Genomic DNA, 16176 nt, shown 5'->3' on the forward strand with positions numbered 1-16176 from the left:
ATCGTCAGAAATAACAGCCATATATACCGCTTATCCCCCGATCACTCCCGACAAAAACCGTGTTTAATACTTATTATCAGAGGGGTGCAAACCCAATCAGTCTTGACTCTGAGGGCTGAGGCCGTCCGAAGAAATAGCCCTGAAACAGCGTGCAACCTTCTTCTTTAAGACGCCGGAACTGCTCGTCGGTTTCGACACCTTCTGCCGTGGTCTGAATGTCCAGACTGCGACTCATCCCGGTGATGGCACGGATAATCGCCAGCGCTTCGCGGCTATCCTGCATGTCATTGATGAATGACCGGTCGATTTTGATTTTATCGAACGGGAATGACCGCAGATAACTCAGCGAGGAATAACCGGTGCCGAAATCGTCCAGTGCAATGCGCACGCCGAGCGATTTCAGTTTCCGCAGGGTGCTGATGTTACCCAGCGTATTGTCGAGCAATACTGATTCGGTGATTTCCACTTCAAGGCGCGAGGGATCCAGCCCCGACGCTTCCAGCGCTGATTCCACCACAGACACCAGTCCGCTGTTTTTAAACTGGATTGGCGAAAGGTTTACCGCAACGGTCTGATTGCCTTTCCAGGTGGTGGCTTCGCGACAGGCTTCGTGCAGAGCAAATGATCCCAGACTGTGAATAAGCCCCGTTTCTTCAGCAATCGGAATGAAATCGACCGGCATAATCAGCCCATTTTCCGGGTGCTGCCAGCGCATCAGTGCCTCATATCCGATCACTTCATCATGACGCGCGTCGGTGATCGGCTGATAGTAAAGCCGCAGCTGATTACAGGTGATCGCATCACGTAAATCCATTTCCACCACCCGGCGTTTGCGGGCAGCTGCGTCCATTTCGATACGGAAATCTTCGTAGCGGTTACGGCCATTACGTTTGGCTTCGTACAGCGCCATATCGGCACAACGCAGCAACTGATCGGGCGTGTTTTCTGTCGAATCTGCCAGTGCGATACCGATGCTCAGGCCGACAGAAAGGGAATGACCGTCGATAATCACCGGCGGACGCACCGATTCAATCAGACGTTTGGAAATCTGATGGGCCGCTGAAATGTCTTTCAGCCCCGGCAGCACCACGGCAAATTCGTCGCCGCCAATGCGCGCCAGCGTATCGTCATCACGCAGCGTCATGCGCAGGCGTTTGGAAATTGCGCGCAGCAGTTCATCACCAATCTGATGGCCCAGCGCATCGTTGACGTTTTTAAAGTTATCGAGATCCAGACACAGCGTGGCGGTGTGACTGTGGGTATAACTGTCACGCTGTAAAGCTTCGCTTAAACGCTGACTGAACAGAATGCGGTTCGGCAGACTGGTGAGATTATCGTGATGCGCCATGTGGTGAATACGGGCGTGCGCGGCCTGCTGGTCGGTTACGTCGTCGGCGATCATCATCACGTAACTGGTCTGCGGATCGTGCCCGCGGATCACCGAGCTGGTGGTCTGCAACGTGCGGTCACCGATGGCGGTCATCAGTTGCTGTTCGCTGCGGTGGACACCTTCCGCGCGCAGGCATTCGTCCGACTGCTTATTGATAAAAGTGCTCAGCCCGACGCCCATACAATCCTGCGGACGTTTGCCGAGCATTTTTTCACGTGAAATGCCCAGTAAACGTTCAGCCTGACGGTTCACCAGCAAGATCTCGCGGGAAACCGCATTCTCAACAATCACCGATGACGGAATATTGGCGATGACCGTATTCAGAAACTGCGAGAGGGAGGCGAGCTGTTCACTGTTGGACTCAGCCAGTTCTTTGGCCTGCAACAGCGCCTGTTCGGTTTCACGACGTTCAGTCACATCGCGGGTGATCTTGGCAAAACCGATGATTTCACCGGCTTCGCGCAGCGCTTCAATAATGATATGCGCCCAGAAAAGAGAGCCATCTTTGCGCTGTCGCCAGCCTTCGGATTCGTAACGACCCGTTTCGCGTGCTGTTTCCAGACCGTGCTGCGGCCAGCCACTTTTGCGATCTTCCTCGGTGTAAAAGCACGAGAAATGTTTTCCGACCACTTCCTCGGGCGTATAACCTTTTGCCCGCTGCGCACCGGCATTCCAGTTCGCAATAATGCCATCGGGTTTAAGCATGTAAATCGCGTAGTCTTCTACGCGCTGAACCAGCAACCGATACAATACATCAGAATCTTCGCTCATTTTATTTTGCCTGCTAGCCTGCCGCCTTTACGGGGATCCTTCCGTACTAAAGTTCGGCTAAATAGTGCGCCTGTTCCCGACGCATTTTTGCTGTGATGTGCGGATGAAACGTTAGCATAAGATAATTCTTAGTTCGCCAAATTTTGCTTCTAACGTGCTTAAATTTAAGCATATTTAGCAAAAAGATCGGCCTTAAGTGAAATTTGCTATTTGGCTTTTAACTGGCAGAAGAGTTATCGGCAGGGCGGGAGTTAACTTTAATTAAAAGGCACACAAAGTTCAGGCGTTACAGCGGATTAATGAAGATGTAAAAAAGCCGCAACAAGGTGCGGCGATGGTCGAAATGGCGGGCGGGGGAATTTACGGGATTCAGTCAGAACTGACTGCGGCTACCGATTCCCGCAGAATAAGTTCCGATACAAATTTATTCTGCTCGGATAAATAACCGCCATCGAGCATGGAAATAATCTGGCTGATCACTTCGCTGACCATATCGCTGACCGGGTCTTTCACACTCGATAATGCCGGAATAAGAAACGGTGCGGTCGGAATATTATCAAACCCGATCACCGAAACATCGGCGGGGACGGCAATACCGGCATCGTTTAACGTTTTCATTGCGCCGATGGCCATTTCATCGTTGCTGGCCAGAATAGCGCTGAAAGGTACGCCGCCTGCGAGCAGGGTTGTCACCGCCGCCGCGCCGCTGATTGCTGACCATTTTCCCTGCACGATCAGCGAATCCTGCACGGCTAAACCGGCAGTGGTTAATGCCTCTTTGTAACCGGAAAGACGTTCAATTGCGGTAGGGGAATCCATTGAGCCGGTGATAAAAGCAATATTACGGTGACCGCGTTCAATCAGCGCTCGGGTGGCCTGAAGACCTGAACCTTTGTGGTCGCAATATATACAATGACTCTGATGTTTTCGTAATTTTCGGTTCACTACCATGACCGGCTTATTATATTTGTCGATGATTTCATCCATTTCATCGACCGATAAAAAGCGCGGATAAATAATAATGCCGTCGCAGCGCAAGTCATGCAGAAACTGGATGGCTTCCCGTTCTTCTTCGGCGCTGTGTTTACCATCCACCAGGATCAGTTGTCGCCCGTTGGCATCCAGTTTTTTTGCTGCCTGTGAGATTAACTCGCTGAAATAATTGCCGTTATACAGGGTATTGGTGACCACCAGCCCGATGCACATTGATTTGCTGGTCGCCAGATTGCGCGCCAGCAAATTCGGTCTGTAGCCCGCTTCCTGAATGGCTTTAAACACCTGATCTTTGGTTTCCTGGCTTACATATCCTTTCCCGGAAAGCACACGGGAAACGGTGGCTTTGGAAACCCCTGCTTTATTAGCCACTTCCTGCATTGTTGACATCAGCCACACCCAAAAAATGAAAAATTATCTGTCATTCTACACATTCCCCGCGTTTAGCGATGATTTCACCCCCGCTGAACACTATCGGGAGATCGCCATCACAAAAATAAAACAGCGTTGCAGATTTTTATTGAAGTCATGCATGGAACTGCACATTCTCGTATGAAACCGGTTACCTATCGTTTCACAAAAATAGAATATTTCATATAAAGCGGTTTCACAGAAGCCAGGGTTTCTGAAAAACATTCATAACATTATGAATCACAGAGAGTTGTCACTCATGTCTAAAAATTTTGCAGCAATATCACAGTCGATTGTCGCAGCAATCGGCGGCGCGGAGAATGTGGCGGCAGTCACGCACTGCATGACACGCCTGCGCTTCGTGCTGAAGGACGAATCTGCCGTCGATACCGCCACGCTGAAAGCCATTACTGGCGTGATGGGCGTGGTGCGTAATGAAAAACAGTGCCAGGTGATCATCGGTAACAACGTTTCCCAGGCGTATGCCGAGGTGCTGAAACTGTTACCTGAAGGCTTTGCTGCGAGCAGTGATGATGCCCCGGCTAAAAGTAAAATTACCTTTAAACGTATTGGCTCGGGCATTCTCGATGCGCTGATCGGCACCATGTCGCCGTTGATACCGGCGATTATCGGCGGTTCAATGGTCAAACTGCTGGCGATGATCCTGGATATGACCGGCGTGTTCGACAAGGGCGCATCAACGCTGGTCATCCTCAACACCATCGGCGACGGTGCGTTCTTCTTCCTGCCGGTCATGGTGGCGGCGTCGGCGGCGGTGAAATTCAAAACCAATATGTCGCTGGCGATTGCGATTGCCGGGATCCTTGTCCATCCGGCGTTTATTGATTTGATGGCGAAAGCGGCGCAGGGGCAGAAAGTCGAATTTATCGGTATTTCGGTGACGGCGGTGAAATATACCTACACCGTGATCCCCGCACTGTGCATGACCTGGCTGTTGTCTTACATCGAAAAATGGGTAGACCGCATTACACCGGTAGTGACGAAAAACTTCCTCAAACCGATGCTGATCATGCTGATTTCGGCACCCATCGCCATCATGCTGATTGGCCCGATGGGTATCTGGATCGGGACCGGCATCTCAGCGGTGGTGTATACCGTTCACAGCTATCTGGGCTGGCTTTCCGTTGCGATTATGGGCGCCGCCTGGCCGCTGCTGGTGATGACTGGCATGCACCGCGTGTTCACACCAACGATTATTCAGACTATCGCTGAAACCGGCAAAGAGGCGATGGTAATGCCCTCTGAAATCGGCGCGAATCTGTCACTGGGTGGCTCCTCGTTGGCCGTTGCCTGGCGTACTAAAAACCCGGAACTGCGCCAAACCGCACTGGCGGCGGCGGCTTCGGCGATTGTCGCCGGTATTTCAGAACCCGCGCTTTACGGCGTCGCGCTGCGCCTGAAACGTCCGCTGATCGCCTGCTTAATCAGTGGTTTCATCTGCGGTGGCGTGGCCGGAATAGGCGGGCTCGCCAGCCATTCGATGGCATCTCCGGGGCTGTTTACCAGCGTTCAGTTCTTCGACCCGTCGAATCCGATGAGTATTGTCTGGGTCGTGGGTGTGATGATCCTCGCCGTGGTGATTTCCTTCTTCACCACGCTGTTACTCGGATTTGAAGATATTCCGGTGGAAACCGTAGCGCCAAAAAATACAGCGCCTGAATCAACGGTGCCCGCTGCCTTTGCGGTTTCGCAAAGCACAGTTAAATAAATTAAGGAGAGGATTTCTCATGGCTGTATCAGCATTTCCCGAAGGTTTTTTATGGGGTGGCGCGATTGCCGCAAACCAGGCTGAGGGCGGCAGTTTTGAAGGCGGAAAAGGGCTGACCACGGTGGATATGATCCCGCACGGCGCGCACCGTCTGGCGGTAAAAACCGGTCAGGAAAAGCGTTTCTCTTTCCAAAACGACGAATTTTATCCGGCGCATCAGGCGATTGATTTCTACCATCGTTATAAAGAAGACATCGCACTGATGGCGGAAATGGGTTTTACGGTGTTCCGCACATCGATTGCCTGGAGCCGGATTTATCCCAACGGCGATGAGCTGACGCCTAACGCGGAAGGCATCGCGTTTTACCGTGATGTGTTTGCGGAATGCAAAAAGCACGGTATCGAACCGCTGGTCACGCTGTGTCATTTCGATGTACCGATGCATCTGGTTATCGAATACGGTTCATGGCGCAACCGCAAAATGGTCGAGTTTTTCGCCCGTTATGCGCGCACCTGTTTTGAAGCATTCGACGGGCTGGTGAAATACTGGCTGACGTTTAACGAGATTAATATTCTGCTGCACAGCCCGTTCTCCGGGGCCGGTCTGGTCTTCGAAGAAGGCGAAAATCAGGAGCAGGTCAAATATCAGGCCGCGCACCATGAGCTGGTGGCGAGCGCTTTAGCGACGAAAATCGCCCATGAAGTGAATCCGCAAAATCAGGTGGGTTGTATGCTGGCGGGCGGGAATTTCTATCCGCAAACCTGCAAGCCTGCAGATGTCTGGTCAGCGCTGCAAAAAGATCGTGAGAACCTGTTCTTCATTGATGTGCAGGCGCGCGGCGAATACCCGACGTACACACGGCGCGTTTTTGCCGAGAAGGGCGTAAACGTGGTAACCGAACCGGGCGATGCGGAAATCCTGAAAAATACCGTTGATTTCGTTTCCTTCAGTTATTACGCGTCACGCTGCGCGTCGGCTGACATGAACGACAACAACAGCAGCGCGGCCAATATCGTCAAATCGCTGAAAAACCCGTATATCGAAGCCAGCGAATGGGGCTGGGGAATCGATCCCCTCGGTCTGCGTATCACCATGAATATGATGTACGACCGTTATCAGAAACCGCTGTTCCTGGTCGAAAACGGCCTCGGCGCGAAAGATGAAATCAACGCGCAGGGCGAAATCAACGACGATTACCGGATCAGCTATCTGCGGGAGCATATACACGCGATGGGCGAGGCAATTACCGACGGCGTGCCACTGATCGGTTACACCTCGTGGGGCTGTATCGATCTGGTTTCCGCCTCCACCGGTGAAATGAGCAAGCGCTACGGATTTGTTTATGTCGACCGCGATGATGCCGGAAATGGCACGCTGGAAAGAAAGAGAAAGAAATCGTTTTACTGGTACAAAAAAGTCATCGCCAGTAACGGGACTGATTTAGCCTGATATTAAAACGGGGAATCGCCACCAGCCGGTTATTCCCCATAATCTTTAACCGGCCGTACTTGCCCGAACCTTCAGTTTTCCCGCCATGATCACCCGCGTTGCGGCGTCTTCGCCCGAACACAGATATTCCACCGCCATACGGCCCAGTTCGTAATAGGGTAACTGAACGCTGGTCAGCTTCGGCGTCATCTGATCTGCGATGCGCTGATCGTCGTAACCGGCGACCAGAATGTCCTGCGGAATACGCAGATGGAGTTCGGTCAGCGCCTGATAACAACCGATGGTCATCCAGTCGCTCGAGCAGAAAATCGCGTCCGGCGGCTCGGGCAGTTTCATCAGATCCAGCGTGGCGCGATAAGTTTCATTCAGCGACCAGTTAGTTGCCTGAATCAGCTGATCGTCCTGCGCCATACCGGCCTGCGTGAGGGCTTCGCGATACCCTTCAAGGCGCATTTCACAGGCTTCCATCCAGTTATCCCCCATGATGTGGGCGATGCGGGTCGCGCCCTGATCAATCAGATGACGGGTGATTTGTAACGCATTTGCGCGGTCATCTGGCAGGAAGGTGGGCAGTAACGGAAAAGCACGGTCGTACACATTCAGCAGCACAACCGGCAGCTGTGTCTGGTTAGCAAATGGCGAAAAATCAATGGACTGAGTGATAGGCGAGGCAATGATAATTCCGGCGCAGCGCCGCTGGTTCAGCTGCGCGATAATCCGCACGGCCAGTTCGGCGTCATCGCCATAATCATAAACCGTCAAAAGCGTGTCGTGCCGCCAGGCCGCTTCACGGGCCTCGCTCAGTGCGTCGACAAACGGGTCATAACTGGGCATGGCATTGACCAGCAGGGCGATCTCTTCCTGGCCGTTGTCATTGTGGGGCGCAGGCATTTTCCTATAGCCGAGCGACAGCGCGGTGTTGAACACCCGCTGACGGGTTTCCTCACTGAGTTTAACGGAGCGCGAGTTGTTTAAAATCAGCGAAACCGTGGCCTGTGACACTCCGGCTTCCCGCGCAATATCACTCATTGTGACTTTGTTTTTCTTCTCCATTTCCCTTTTCCCGTCGCCCATATTTTCCTTTCGTACTATATCACAGCGGTCGATTTTGCCCGACCAGACCGCAGTTCAGGTAAAAAGAGTGTGATCTTAATTGCAGAACCGCATCGTGCAGTTTGCAGCCAGCCTCATCAGGTAATAAACATTAGCTAATAATATTAGTTACTGCATTTCTTTTACATTACTGACGAGGAGAAACGGATGAAACAGCAGTGGAGCACGGAGCAGGCAGCCCAATGGGGCAAAAAACAGGGGTGGATCTGCGCCTTCAACTATCTGCCACGTACGGCGGTAAACTGGACGGAACTCTGGCAGCGCGAAACTTTCGATGCCCCGACCATTGATCAGGAGCTGGGCTGGGCGCATGAGGCGGGCTACAACCAGCTGCGGATCAATCTGCCGTTTATTGTCTGGCAGGACGATCGCGACGGTTTACTGGCGCGCATTGATGAGTTTCTGGCGATTGCCGCACGCCATCAGATAAAAGTGATGCTGACGCTGATGGATGACTGCGGATTCTCCGGCGATGAGCCATTCCTCGGGCCGCAAAAAGCGCCGGAACCGGGTAAACACAACAGCCAGGCGGCTGCCAGTCCGGGACGAGATGTGGTGTGTAACCGCGATATGTGGCCGCAAGTGGAGCGCTATGTGCGCGATATTGTCCGTCATTTCCGCACCGATGATCGTATCGCCATCTGGGATTTGTACAACGAACCGGGTAATCGTGGCACCTTTGCTACCGGGCTTGAGGAAGTGTTGTACGACGAAAAACTCGAAGTGTTTGCGCTGGAACTGATGCAAAAGGCGTTTGTTTGGGCGCGTGAGGAAGACCCGCAACAGCCGCTGACCGTCGGTGCCTGGCATTTCTCGCAGGATCTGGATCAGCCGGAAAGTGAGTTCTTCAACCATCCTATCGACGTAGAAGCGGCAAAACTTTCCGATGTCATCAGTTTCCACGCTTACGTCGCCACGCCGAAACTTTTGCAGGCGCTGCGTTTCTGGCAAAAATTCAACCGCCCGATGCTGTGTACCGAATGGCTGGCGCGCCACGTTGGCAGCGTGTTCGAGGAGCAACTGCCGCTGTTCAGTGCGTTCAACTGCGGCTGTTATCAGTGGGGGCTGGTGCGCGGTAAAACCCAGACCACGCTGCCGTGGCCGGTGGTGCGCAAAGGGAATCACGACTATGCGCACCTGTGGTTCCACGATGTGCTGGACGAATATGGCATTCCGTTCCGTCGCAAAGAAATGGAACTGGTACGCCGTTTGACACGAATGAAATAACCCTTCCTACAGGCAGCACAGGGACGTGCGAGGCGATAAAACATGACGATTTCAATGAAAATCCCTTCACGGGAATTGTGGTCATATTTTGGTTACGGGCTGGGGCAGTGCTTCAGTTTCGGATTAGTGGGTTCATTTATTAACTATTTTTATACTGATGTTTTGGGGATTTCGGCACTGGCGGCCAGTACTATATTTCTGGTCGCCCGCGCGTGGGACGCAATACACGATCCGTTATTTGCCAGCGTGATGGATACCATCCAGACCCGCTTCGGGAAATTCCGTCATTTCATGTTACTGGCGCCATTTCTTATTACGCTGGTGACGCTTGCCTCGTTCCATAATATTGATGCGCCGATGGGGACTAAAATACTCTATGCCGGCGGGACTTATATTTTGTGGGGAACGTTGTACGCTATCTCCGATATTCCGTTCTGGTCGATGAGCTCAGTAATGAGTTCTGAACCCAAAGAGCGCACCAAGGCCGTGACCGCCGCTGTGCTGGGCGTCAATGCCGGGATTGCCTGTGCCTCGATTTTCTTCCCACGTCTGACGGCCTTCTTTGCACCGGGTTCGAATGACCACGGGTACTTTATGGCGACAGTGGTGATGATGATCGTTGGGCTGTTGCTGATGCTCAACGGCTTCTGGCATGTCAAAGAACGTGTGCCGCCAAGCACTGAAAAAGTGACTATGCGGGATACTTTTCATAACCTTAAAAATAACCGGCCTTTATTTTTTGTCTTGGCCTCGTTCTTTTTCTGCGTGCTGCATAATATTGCCAACGGTATTTACATCTATTTCTTTATTTATAATATGGGTGACGGGGCATTGCAGGCGGCCATTGGTGTTATGGGTATTCTGGCGGCGATTGCCTGCCTGACTGCGCCGTTATTAACCCGTCGTTATAAAAAGAGAACACTGTTTATTGCGCTGTGTATTCTGGATATCGTGGTGCGAATTGTCCTGTGGTTCAGCGGATATCACAATCTCACCTGGCTGTTTATTCTGCTCGGGCTGAGTACGGTATTCGTGATGATGAGCAATCTGTTCACCTCGGCGATGATCGTCGACACCATCGAATATGCTGAATACAAAACCAACAAACGCTGCGCGGCGATAACGTTCTCCGGCCAGACGTTCACCGGTAAAATGTCAGTCGCCGTCGGTGGCGGGCTGGTAGGGATTTTCCTCACGGCGATCCATTATGTCCCGCAGGCCGCGCATCAGACCGAAAGCGTGCTCAACGGTTTATTCTTTGGCATCAGCCTGTTACCGGCAGTCGGTTCACTTATCCGCATCGGCTTCATGTGGTTCTTCGATTTCACTGAAGACAAACATGCTGAAGTGCTGGCGATACTCGAGCAGCGCCGCAAATCGGGTGAAATCTTTGAAGAACCTCCGCAGGGCGAAGGCAGGCCGTTAGAGGTGTGATTTTTTCTGGCTCCTCCCCCGCGAAGGGGGAGGGATTTCTCCGGACTTAAGACTCGGGTTCCGCTTTTTTCCCCGCTAACATCGCCAGAAAATCATACTTCTGTTGCAACTCTTTCTCTGCCGCGGCATACAACATTTCAGCGACTTCCGGCTGCTGGGAATTCAGGCGACGGAAACGCTGCTCATTGTTGAGTGTATCCGTCAGACCACTGGACGGCGGCCTTGAATCCAGCGCCAGCGCCGGTTTGCCTTCTTCCACACGGCGCGGATCGAAACGGTACAGCGGCCAGAAACCGGTGGTGGTCAGCTGTTTCATCTGGTCGTGACTGAGCGCCAGGTCGTAACCGTGTTCCTCGCACGGGCTGTACGCGATAATCAGCGACGGCCCCGGATAGGCTTCGGCTTCCTGAATGGCCTTGACCGTCTGGTTAAGCTGCGCGCCCAGCGAAATCTGCGCCACATACACATGACCGTACATCATCATGCTGACACCCAGATCCTTACGCGATTTCCGTTTGCCTTGTTCGGCAAATTTCGTCACCGCACCCAGCGGCGTCGCTTTCGACTGCTGGCCGCCGGTGTTGGAATAACACTGGGTATCCAGCACCAGCACGTTGACGTTTTCCGTCAGGCTCAGCACGTGATCCAGCCCACCGAAACCAATGTCATACGCCCAGCCGTCGCCACCAATCAGCCAGATGGATTTATCCACCAGATAATCGGCATCCGTTGCCAGCTGGCGGGCGTCAGGCGTGTCGATGTCAGCCAGAATTTTACGCAGCGCTGTGACGTGCTCACGCTTCACTTCCGGCGTGGACGTTTCATCACGCAGGCCACCTAACAGATCGGCGGGAATATGTTCTTCCAGCGACGCGACCAGACGCAGCACGCGGCGGCGATGCTGATCGACGGTCAGACGGAAGCCCAGCCCGAATTCGGCGTTATCTTCAAACAGCGAGTTTGCCCAGGCCGGACCACGGCCATCGGCATTGGTGGTATAAGGCGTTGATGGCAAATTGCCGCCATAAATCGACGAACAACCGGTGGCGTTAGCAATCAGTAAACGGTCGCCGTACAGCTGGGTCAGCAGCTTGATGTAAGGCGTTTCGCCACAGCCGGAACAGGCACCGGAATATTCGAACAGCGGGGTGATCAGCTGAGACGTGCGGATATCGATACGTTCCAGCGTGGTTTTATCGATTTCCGGCAGTTTGAGGAAGAAGTCATAATTGGCGCGTTCTTCTTCAAGATGTTCGATGCGGTCGGCCATGTTAATGGCTTTGATGGACGGATCCTGACGATCTTTTGCCGGACAGACTTCCACGCACAAATTACAGCCGGTGCAGTCTTCCGGCGCGACCTGCAACACGTATTTCTGGCCACGCATATCGCGGGATTTCACATCCAGCGATTGCAGGGCAGACGGCGCGTCTTCCATAAACTCCGGCTGAACCACTTTGGCGCGGATAGCGGAATGCGGACAGGCCGCAACGCAGTGGTTGCACTGGGTACACAAATCCGGCTTCCAGATCGGCACTTCTTCGGCAATGTTGCGTTTTTCCCATTGCGTGGTGCCCGTCGGCCAGGTGCCGTCCGGCGGGAACGCGGAAACCGGCAGGGCATCGCCAAGTCCGGCCAGCATGGTGGCAGTAACAGTTTTGACGAAGTCCGGCGCGGCGTCGGACACAATCGGTGGCCGTTTGCGTGGATTTTCAGGGATCGCCTGTAACGGCACAGAAACCAGTTCTTCCAGCGTGGCGGCCAGCGCCATCCAGTTGCGGGTGACGATTTCTTCGCCTTTGCTGCTGTAGCTACGCGCAATCGCGCCCTGCAATTCGGCAAGTGCCTGTTCACCCGGCAGGATCTGCGTCAGGTGGAAGAATGCCATCTGCATGACGGTGTTAATGCGCGCGCCCAGCTTGCATTCGCGGGCAATTTTTGCAGCGTTGATGACATAGAAACGAGCTTCGCGCTGGATAAGCGTCGCCTGAACTTCCAGCGGTAAACGTGCCCAGACTTCATCGGCGCTGAAGGGGGTATTGAGCAGAAAAATGCCGCCAGGACGCAGGCGTTCTGCCATCTGATACAAATCGATAAACTGCCACTGATGACAGGCGACAAAATGCGCCTGACTGACCAGATAAGCGGATTTGATCGGCTTTTCGCTGACGCGCAGATGCGACACCGTCAGGCCACCGGCCTTCTTCGAGTCGTAAACGAAATAACCCTGCGCATACATCGGCGTGCTGTTACCGATGATTTTAATGTTGTTTTTGGTGGCCGAAACCGAACCGTCGCTGCCCAGTCCGTAGAACAGGGCTTCGAGCGAGGCATGCTGCGGTAAATCTTCTTCCACTACCGGCAGCGAAAGACCGGTCACGTCGTCATAAATACCGACGGTGAAGCGCGGACGTGGCTGGCTGAGCGACAGTTCGCGAAATATCGACATCACGCAGTCTGGGCCGAATTCTTTCGAAGATAATCCGTAACGTCCGCCGGTGACTTTCGGCAGCGAATCGCGTTCGCCACGGGAATAGGCTTCCGCCAGCGCGGTCATTACGTCGAGGTATAACGGTTCAGCCAGCGCGCCCGGTTCTTTGGTGCGATCGAGTACCGCAAGACTTTTCACCGTTTGTGGCAGCACGGACAACATATGTTCCGCGCTGAACGGACGGTACAAACGCACTTTCAGCACGCCGACTTTCTCGCCGCGCGCGTTCAGGGCTTCAATCACTTCTTCTGTGGTGCCGATCCCGGAACCCATCAGCACGATCACGCGTTCGGCCTGCGGGTCGCCGACATATTCGAACGGTTGATATTCGCGGCCTGTCAGGGCAGCAAACGCATTCATCGCGTCGATAACGTGCTGGCAGGTGGCGTTGTAATAAGGATTGGTGGCTTCGCGCGACTGGAAATAGGTATCCGGATTCGCAGAAGTCCCGCGGATCACCGGATGGTCCGGCGAAAGCGCGCGGGCGCGATGTGCGTCAATTTGTGCCTGCGGTAGCATCTGCTGGAGCGTGTCATCGCTCAGCGGGGCAATTTTGTTGATTTCGTGCGAGGTGCGGAAACCGTCGAAGAAATGGATAAACGGCACGCGGCTGTTGAGGCTGGCGACCTGAGAAATCAGCGCGAAATCCTGCGCTTCCTGCACGCTGGCAGCAGAGAGCAGGGCGCAACCGGTCTGGCGCACGGCCATCACATCGGAATGATCGCCAAAAATCGACAGCGCGTGGGTTGCCACGGTGCGCGCCGCGACATGCAGTACGAACGGCGTCAGTTCACCGGCCAGTTTGTACAGCGTCGGGATCATCAGTAACAGACCCTGCGACGAGGTAAACGAGGTCGATAAGGCACCGGTCTGCAGTGCGCCGTGGGCGGTAGAAATCGCGCCTGCTTCGGACTGCATTTCCATTACCGTCGGGACGTCGCCCCAGAGATTTTGCTTCCCTTCGCCTGACCACGCACCGGCAATTTCGGCCATGGTGGAACTGGGTGTGATCGGGTAGATGGCAATGACTTCGTTGGTGCGATAAGCCACGGAAGCGACTGCGTTATTACCGTCAGTGGTGATCATGGAATACCCTTTTGCGTTGCTCACAATAGCGGCCAGCAGAAAATTCGTTTTGCTGGCAAGAATGTTAAAAGCTTAGCAGAGGGCGGATTAATCGATTTATCCTGATTGTGTGCAAGGCTATTTCGCCTGATTTTTGAAGTGGTTACTCAATAATCAATGGCTTCAGGATTATTATTAGCCGCTGCCGGAAAACACATCATCAGCAGCGACCAAATAGAGAAGGGAGGAAATGAAACGGAGCCTAATTAATATCGATACGCTTTATTCCCTTCACCGACATCAGCGCCTCGTACAATTTATCCACGCTTTGTTTCGGTCTCAGGATCACATCCAGAACCAGTTCACATTTGCTTTCATCTTCATCGCGCTGATTCACTTTGATATGACCTGGGCGAATACGCATTTTCTGCAATGCTAATAACACGACGGGCACGCTTTCCGGCATCAGGCGTATTTCAATTAAATGATGATGGCCGACCCAGTGGTTGCTGATCTGGCGAAACACTTCCAGCACAATTAAGGTCATAAACGCGCCATAAATGCCTATCTCATACAGCCCGCTACCAATCACCAGACCAATCGCGGCGGTCACCCACAAACCGGCGGCAGTGGTTAAACCTTTCACGATCTGTTTTTGAATAATGATGGTACCGGCACCAAGGAAACCCATCCCGCTTACGACCTGCGCGGCGACACGGCTGGGGTCGAAGCTCACATGGGTTTGCATCAGGATATCGGAGAAACCGTATTTCGACACAATCATAAACATCGCACTGCCGATACCCACCAGAATATGGGTGCGCAGCCCGGCTTCTTTGGCGCGTAACTGGCGCTCAATCCCGATTAATCCCCCCAGCGCACCGGCGAGGGCAATTCTCAGGAGAAAATCTGTCAGCATAATAGAGCTCCTTGATCATTATATTTTCCAGTTTATGTAGACGGAAAAGAGGTTAATAACAGTTAATTTTATTAGCCAAAGAAATAACCGGGCGGAATAAAATGTGTCTGAGTGTTTAAATACACCATTTTTTTAGGAAAAAGTTGATGTTATTTCTCCGGAGGGCTCGACGGCGATGAAAAACGTCGGATATGATGGCGATTCGAAAAAATTCCCCGTCATATTCAGGAGCAGGACAGATGATCACTGCGTTTCGCGTGTTACTGGCCGCGGGTGTGCTGGTGTTAGCCGCATGCAGCAGCCACGACGATTCGGCTGATGTTGTGCAAAAAGGCAACAGCGTTAATATCGGACAGCGCACCGTTAATATGGACAGCCCGGCTTATGCAGCCTGTTCCATGGCGGGAGGCCAGTTACGTATGGCACCGCAGCTTGATGGCAGTCGTGTCGGCATGTGTTCGATGTCTAACGGACGTCAGTGCTCTGAAGGCGCGCTGATGCAGGGACTCTGTAAAGCCTGATAAAACGCCAAACTGAAGTTTGGCGTTTTTGCATTCACGCTACTGCATGCCTGCGGCTACATACGGTCTTTCAGACGATATACCAGCTGGTGTTTGCCCTGCGTCAGGGTCAGTTTGTGATCCTGTAAGGTCACGGCTGCGCCGTTATTAAGAACGTCGCTGATCACGTGATCCCATTTGTTCAGATTTTCATCCGGGCACATCATCATGGTGGACGCCAGACCTTTCACGGTCAGCACGTTGTTTTGCAGCTGGCCCTGACCCATGAAGTTGTTACACATTTTGCCTGAGACATGCATATTGGAGCCGAATTCGATTTCCGGAATACGCCCCTGCGCGGCAGGAACCGTCTGACCATCAACACTCAGCAATTCAAACCGATGATGTTGCAGGTCGTTTTGTTTTACGGTGGTGTTCTGATTCATGCTGCAAGCACCCAGAGTCATCGCGGCGGCCAGAATAAACAGTGACTTCTTCATCTTCTCTCCTGAGAAATATTCCTTTAGCACTCGCCATGCCGATACATTCGACTGACTTATGCGGTTTTTGTTGGCGTATTATAGCGTGAATGGGTGAGGATTTTAAGCCCTTAACTCCCCCCGTGCGAAGGGGAGGGTTGGTGTGGGGTATTAAAGGCTAACTCCAGATTAAAACAAAATGAA

General features: G+C 53.0%; 11 protein-coding genes. 5 read left to right on the forward strand and 6 right to left on the reverse strand.

The window, feature by feature from the left end:
- Positions 1-76: 76 nt before the first annotated feature.
- Positions 77-2161, reverse strand: coding sequence for a putative bifunctional diguanylate cyclase/phosphodiesterase (locus D5398_RS19675; RefSeq protein ID WP_120509138.1), 2085 nt, complete (start codon positions 2159-2161; stop codon positions 77-79).
- Between the two features lie 369 nt (positions 2162-2530).
- On the reverse strand, positions 2531-3544 hold the full coding sequence (locus tag D5398_RS19680) for a LacI family DNA-binding transcriptional regulator (protein ID WP_120509139.1): 1014 nt from the start codon (positions 3542-3544) through the stop codon (positions 2531-2533).
- A gap of 280 nt (positions 3545-3824) precedes the next feature.
- Here D5398_RS19680 and ascF point away from each other — a divergent pair, with 280 nt between their 5' ends.
- Both ascF and D5398_RS19690 read left to right on the forward strand, forming a co-directional pair.
- The gene (gene ascF, locus D5398_RS19685) at positions 3825-5294 is read left to right on the forward strand and encodes a PTS cellobiose/arbutin/salicin transporter subunit IIBC (protein WP_162940798.1); all 1470 of its coding nucleotides are present in this window, start codon (positions 3825-3827) and stop codon (positions 5292-5294) included.
- Positions 5295-5313: 19 nt separating this feature from the next.
- Positions 5314-6744 (forward strand): 6-phospho-beta-glucosidase, encoded by a 1431-nt coding sequence (locus D5398_RS19690; RefSeq protein ID WP_120509140.1) that lies wholly within the window; start codon positions 5314-5316, stop codon positions 6742-6744.
- A 45-nt stretch (positions 6745-6789) separates the two neighbouring features.
- Here D5398_RS19690 and D5398_RS19695 read toward each other — a convergent pair whose 3' ends face one another.
- A complete protein-coding gene (locus D5398_RS19695; RefSeq protein WP_120509213.1) occupies positions 6790-7797 on the reverse strand; it encodes a LacI family DNA-binding transcriptional regulator in 1008 nt (335 codons plus the stop codon).
- 207 nt (positions 7798-8004) lie between these two features.
- On the opposite strand from D5398_RS19695, the gene D5398_RS19700 reads away from it, so the two are divergent.
- Positions 8005-9084: a cellulase family glycosylhydrolase gene (locus D5398_RS19700; RefSeq protein WP_120509141.1), complete on the forward strand. Its 1080-nt coding sequence runs from the start codon at positions 8005-8007 to the stop codon at positions 9082-9084.
- A 42-nt stretch (positions 9085-9126) separates the two neighbouring features.
- Complete coding sequence (locus D5398_RS19705; protein WP_120509142.1) at positions 9127-10518, forward strand: MFS transporter; 1392 nt, start codon at positions 9127-9129, stop codon at positions 10516-10518.
- 46 nt (positions 10519-10564) lie between these two features.
- Here the strand turns inward: D5398_RS19705 and nifJ are convergent, their stop codons facing one another.
- Positions 10565-14095 (reverse strand): pyruvate:ferredoxin (flavodoxin) oxidoreductase, encoded by a 3531-nt coding sequence (nifJ, locus tag D5398_RS19710; RefSeq protein WP_120509143.1) that lies wholly within the window; start codon positions 14093-14095, stop codon positions 10565-10567.
- A gap of 241 nt (positions 14096-14336) precedes the next feature.
- On the reverse strand, positions 14337-14993 hold the full coding sequence (locus tag D5398_RS19715) for an MgtC/SapB family protein (RefSeq protein WP_120509144.1): 657 nt from the start codon (positions 14991-14993) through the stop codon (positions 14337-14339).
- A 239-nt stretch (positions 14994-15232) separates the two neighbouring features.
- Between D5398_RS19715 and D5398_RS19720 the strand changes: the two genes are divergently transcribed.
- Positions 15233-15514: a putative hemolysin gene (locus D5398_RS19720; protein ID WP_120509145.1), complete on the forward strand. Its 282-nt coding sequence runs from the start codon at positions 15233-15235 to the stop codon at positions 15512-15514.
- A 56-nt stretch (positions 15515-15570) separates the two neighbouring features.
- Here the strand turns inward: D5398_RS19720 and hslJ are convergent, their stop codons facing one another.
- On the reverse strand, positions 15571-15993 hold the full coding sequence (hslJ, locus tag D5398_RS19725; RefSeq protein WP_120509146.1) for a heat shock protein HslJ: 423 nt from the start codon (positions 15991-15993) through the stop codon (positions 15571-15573).
- Positions 15994-16176 lie beyond the last annotated feature (183 nt).

The organism is Rahnella bruchi (genome assembly GCF_003614975.1).
GTDB classification, from domain to species: Bacteria; Pseudomonadota; Gammaproteobacteria; order Enterobacterales; family Enterobacteriaceae; genus Rahnella; species Rahnella bruchi.

Coding starts and splice junctions, on each gene's coding strand:
- D5398_RS19720 (WP_120509145.1), top strand. CDS start 15,233: ATGATCACTGCGTTTCGCGTGTTACTGGCCGCGGGTGTGCTGGTGTTA.
- D5398_RS19695 (WP_120509213.1), bottom strand. CDS start 7,797: ATGGAGAAGAAAAACAAAGTCACAATGAGTGATATTGCGCGGGAAGCC.
- D5398_RS19675 (WP_120509138.1), bottom strand. CDS start 2,161: ATGAGCGAAGATTCTGATGTATTGTATCGGTTGCTGGTTCAGCGCGTA.
- D5398_RS19705 (WP_120509142.1), top strand. CDS start 9,127: ATGACGATTTCAATGAAAATCCCTTCACGGGAATTGTGGTCATATTTT.
- D5398_RS19700 (WP_120509141.1), top strand. CDS start 8,005: ATGAAACAGCAGTGGAGCACGGAGCAGGCAGCCCAATGGGGCAAAAAA.
- D5398_RS19680 (WP_120509139.1), bottom strand. CDS start 3,544: ATGTCAACAATGCAGGAAGTGGCTAATAAAGCAGGGGTTTCCAAAGCC.
- D5398_RS19690 (WP_120509140.1), top strand. CDS start 5,314: ATGGCTGTATCAGCATTTCCCGAAGGTTTTTTATGGGGTGGCGCGATT.
- D5398_RS19715 (WP_120509144.1), bottom strand. CDS start 14,993: ATGCTGACAGATTTTCTCCTGAGAATTGCCCTCGCCGGTGCGCTGGGG.
- hslJ (WP_120509146.1), bottom strand. CDS start 15,993: ATGAAGAAGTCACTGTTTATTCTGGCCGCCGCGATGACTCTGGGTGCT.
- ascF (WP_162940798.1), top strand. CDS start 3,825: ATGTCTAAAAATTTTGCAGCAATATCACAGTCGATTGTCGCAGCAATC.
- nifJ (WP_120509143.1), bottom strand. CDS start 14,095: ATGATCACCACTGACGGTAATAACGCAGTCGCTTCCGTGGCTTATCGC.